The following is a 3,823-nucleotide window of genomic DNA, read 5'->3' on the forward strand; positions in this document are numbered from 1 at the left end:
TGCCAGCGCGGTCCGTTGCCCATCCAACCCGCTCATGCCTGACCAACGAACCACCAAGCAGAAAGCCACGAGTTAAAGATCTGCACGCCCTAAGGCCCTTCGCCTCTGGCCTCCCTATGACCGTAGGCGGCAGTTTCTTCGTCGCCATCGCCAGTGTTGTTGGGTTGCGGCGTAGACAACGGAAGCAGGGTCGATGAGGTGGAGCCGGTTGCCGTACAGCAGCGAAGTACAGCAATCGGTACGACCACAGGAGACCATCACTGTACGCATCCGGCTAGCTGGCCAGCCCAGCAAACCTCAGCGACCACCCCGCCCGTAGTTCGCATCGCGGGATAACCAGCCACAAGGACTGCCGCACCCCGGCCATGCCAAGGGTTGAGCCGTGCAGGGGTCGCCCGTTGTGCTCCGGCGTGCGCCGATGGAAATTTCACCACCCATACGAAATGCATTTCTGCACCTGATTCCATCTTTCAGGTGTTGCCGTATCCGTTGACGGCATTTCAGCGAAGCGGGACTGTATTGAGGTCTTCAAGGTGACTGAGTGTCACCGCTGTGATCGCCGAAATGGCGTGGCCAACTGGTCGTCACCATGACCGTGGCGTCTTTTCTCCGGCCATCGTTTGGCGGGCGGTTACAGGAGCGGAGGAGGAGAGATGTCGAAGAAGAGACGAGCCGGGAGAGCCCGGAGAGGCCGAGGATATGTGATCGCCGTGTTGGCGGCGGTGACGGCGCTGTTCACGGCTCAGGGCACCGCGTGGGCGGGTGCCCCGACCTTTGCAACCGCTGTCAACTACGCGGCAGGGAATGCCGCTCAGGCGGTGCGGGTGGCCGACTTCGACAAGGATGGCCACCTCGACCAGGCCGTGGCCAACTCGTTTGACAACACGGTGTCGGTGCTGCTGGGCAACGGGGACGGCACCTTCAACACCAAGGTCGACTACGGCACGGGGGACTACCCGGGCGGCATCGCCGTCGGTGACTTCAACGAGGACGGCAATCTCGACCTGGCGGTCGACAATCTGAACGGCAACACGGTGTCGGTGTTGCTGGGCAACGGGGACGGCACGTTCAACACCAAGACCGACTACGCGACCGGGTCGGGTCCCTACAAGGTGGAGGTCGGTGACTTCAACAAGGACGGCCACGTCGACCTGGCGGCCTCCAACACGAACGACAACACGGTCTCGGTGCTGCTGGGCAACGGAGACGGCACCTTCAACACCAAGGTCGACTACGGCACGGGAGCGTACCCGTTCTCGGTCGTCGCGAAGGACGTGAACAAGGACTCCAACCTCGATCTGGTCGTCTCCAACGTCAGCGACAACACGGTGTCGGTGCTGCTGGGCAACGGGGACGGCACCTTCAACACCAAGACCGACTACGGCACCGGGGGCTCGCCCACCCGGGTCCAGTTGGCGGACTTCGACGGTGACGGCAACCTCGACGTCGCGGTCCCCAATCTGAGTGACGCCACGGTGTCGGTGCTGCTGGGCAACGGGGACGGCACCTTCAACACCGAGACCGACTACGCGGTGGGTAACGCGCCGATCCCTCTGGACGTGGCGGACTTCGACGGTGACGGGCATCTCGATCTCGTGGTGGGCAACGCGGCCGACAACACGGTGTCGGTGTTGCCGGGCAACGGGGACGGCACCTTTGCCGCCAAGGCCGACTTCGCCGTCGACAACGGACCGTACGGCATCGCGGTGGGGGACTTCAACGGGGACTCCCGCCCTGATGTGACGGTGGCCAACTACACCTCCGGCGATGTGTCGGTCCTGCTCAACACCACATCCCCGTAGGACCCGGGAATCGCCTGGCAGCCGGCTGCTAGGCGACCGAGTGGGTCACTGTTCCCGTGTAGGTGCCCGACACCGCACTGGCGGGCACCGACATGATCAGCGTCGGCTGCCAGATACACGAGGTGTTGGACGAATTGACCGCGTTGTACGAGAACGCCGTCCGGGCGGTGTCCAAAGTCACCTTGTTGGCAGCCGTGGCCTGACCAGGAGTAAAGGTTCCGGGACCCGACTTCGACACGGCAGGCCCAGACCAGTACGACAGGTTCCCCCGCGCAATGGTCTGGCCGGGGGAACCGCCTCCGGTGATGAAGTTCGTCGCCGACACCGTCGCCGTCCACCGCATCGTCCCTGAACTCGTGACCTGCACCTGCCCCATCTGCACGGTCAGCGTGTTACCGGGCTTGGCAGACCCCAGGCTCGCCGAGGCCGGGGCCGTGACCGAGGCGGAGGACAGCGATTCGGGAATCAAGAAGACCGCCGTCGACGCCAGGGCATCCGCCGGAGGCGCCTGTCCCGGAGGCAGAACCAAGAAGTTCGCACACAACGCTCCTCCGACCCCGATCCGCAAGGAAATCCGGGCCCATGAGAGGGATCGCGATCCCACCCCTTCTCCTTCTGCTCATCCGGCATGTGGTTCTCCCGCATTCTGGGGGAGCTGCGGATGTGCCTGCGCGCCCTTTGCGGGTGAATCCAACGGGTTCACCCATGAGTGTCAGCGAGGGAAACTCATGTCTGGTTTCTGGCGGCGCGTCGATGCCGGAACCACAAGAACATCATCATGGCACCGGTGACGGCCAGCAGAATTCCTCCCGCGGCATACCAGACCTTTCGGTTGGAGGCCAACTCGATCAAAGCGACCGACATACCTCCCGGCTTGGGGAAGGTCAGGCGCGCGGTAAGGTCGTGTTGCACCCAGCCGCTTTCCAGGTGCAGATGCGCGGTCCAGGGTCCGTCCTGCAGACTCTTGATCAGGCCGTCCACTCTGACCGTTCCCCTGCCGCCCGGTGGCAGGGTGACGCCCTCGGTCAACAGATGCGTCCCCGCGTCCAGCCCGCCGGGGCCGTCCGAGAGTCTGACCTTCCCTCTCAGATCCAGTGCCCGCTTTCCCGTGTTGTGCACGTGGGCGACGATGCTCGGCGACCCGTGCTTGTCACGGAGGGCGATGATCTTGGTGATGCGGAAGTCGGCGTACTCCCGGCTGTTGCTGACGTCCAGGTACACCCGCGTCCCCACCCGCATGATGGAGCCGACGTTGTGTGCGGCATCCGGTGGCAATCCGCTCTCCGCCCACACCACGGCGTACCGTTCTCCCGGCGTCGCTGTGTCCGGCACTTTGATCGTGACCTTGGCCTCGGTCTTCTCCCACGGCTTGAGCCTGAGAACGGCGGGCCGGACGCTGGTCCACCGGGACAGTTCGTTGGGGATGCGGCCCTCGTCGAACACGAACTTGTCGTCCACGATCCCGGCCGCGGCCGGGTACAGCTGCACCTCGCGACGGATGCCCGTCTTGTTGGCGACCTCGAACCGGCGGTGAATGACGGTTCCCGGCTTGAGGTGGTCGACGATGTACTTCAGCGCCCGCGGGTCATCGTGCCGCACGACCGGAGCTTCCAGCAGCCGGAAGCCGATGAACCCGGTGCCGTAGGAGGAGTCCGCCACGGCGGCCGGCGCTCCGGCGGCCGAATTCGCCAGGACGGCCAGGGAAGCGGCCAGGCACAGGCCACGGAGGGACAGAGCATTCGTTCTGCGCATGGACCCGGGTTCAGGCCACGGAGTGGGTGATGGTGCCGGTGTAGGTACCGGAGACGTTCGATGCCGGCACGCTGACGGTCAACGTTGGATTCCAGCTGACGGAGTTGGCTCCGTCGCCACTGGTCCGGGAGAACGCGGTGATAGGGCTGGCCAGGCTGCCCGCGGTCCCGGCGGTGTGAGCTGCACCCCGTTTCGTGGAGTCCCTGAAGCCAGGCTTATGATCCTGGCCCGAAGGAGAACCACGAGCAGTGCCAGCACCACGTAAGTAC

General features: G+C 64.6%; 3 protein-coding genes. 1 reads left to right on the forward strand and 2 read right to left on the reverse strand.

The features are described from left to right. Positions 1-701 precede the first annotated feature (701 nt). Positions 702-1,802, forward strand: coding sequence for an FG-GAP repeat domain-containing protein (locus ACZ5NH_RS45290; protein WP_468784308.1), 1,101 nt, complete (start codon positions 702-704; stop codon positions 1,800-1,802). A gap of 28 nt (positions 1,803-1,830) precedes the next feature. Here ACZ5NH_RS45290 and ACZ5NH_RS45295 read toward each other — a convergent pair whose 3' ends face one another. Both ACZ5NH_RS45295 and ACZ5NH_RS45300 read right to left on the reverse strand, forming a co-directional pair. Beyond that, the gene (locus ACZ5NH_RS45295; protein ID WP_468784310.1) at positions 1,831-2,271 is read right to left on the reverse strand and encodes a hypothetical protein; all 441 of its coding nucleotides are present in this window, start codon (positions 2,269-2,271) and stop codon (positions 1,831-1,833) included. Between the two features lie 257 nt (positions 2,272-2,528). After that, a complete protein-coding gene (locus tag ACZ5NH_RS45300; RefSeq protein WP_468784312.1) occupies positions 2,529-3,554 on the reverse strand; it encodes a peptidase in 1,026 nt (341 codons plus the stop codon). Between the last annotated feature and the right edge of the window lie 269 nt (positions 3,555-3,823).

The sequence above is a fragment of the Streptomyces sp. NPDC031426 genome, from assembly GCF_055581585.1.

Excerpts from the sequence above, each read along its gene's own strand:
- ACZ5NH_RS45300 (WP_468784312.1), bottom strand. The coding sequence starts at position 3,554 with ATGCGCAGAACGAATGCTCTGTCCCTCCGTGGCCTGTGCCTGGCCGCT.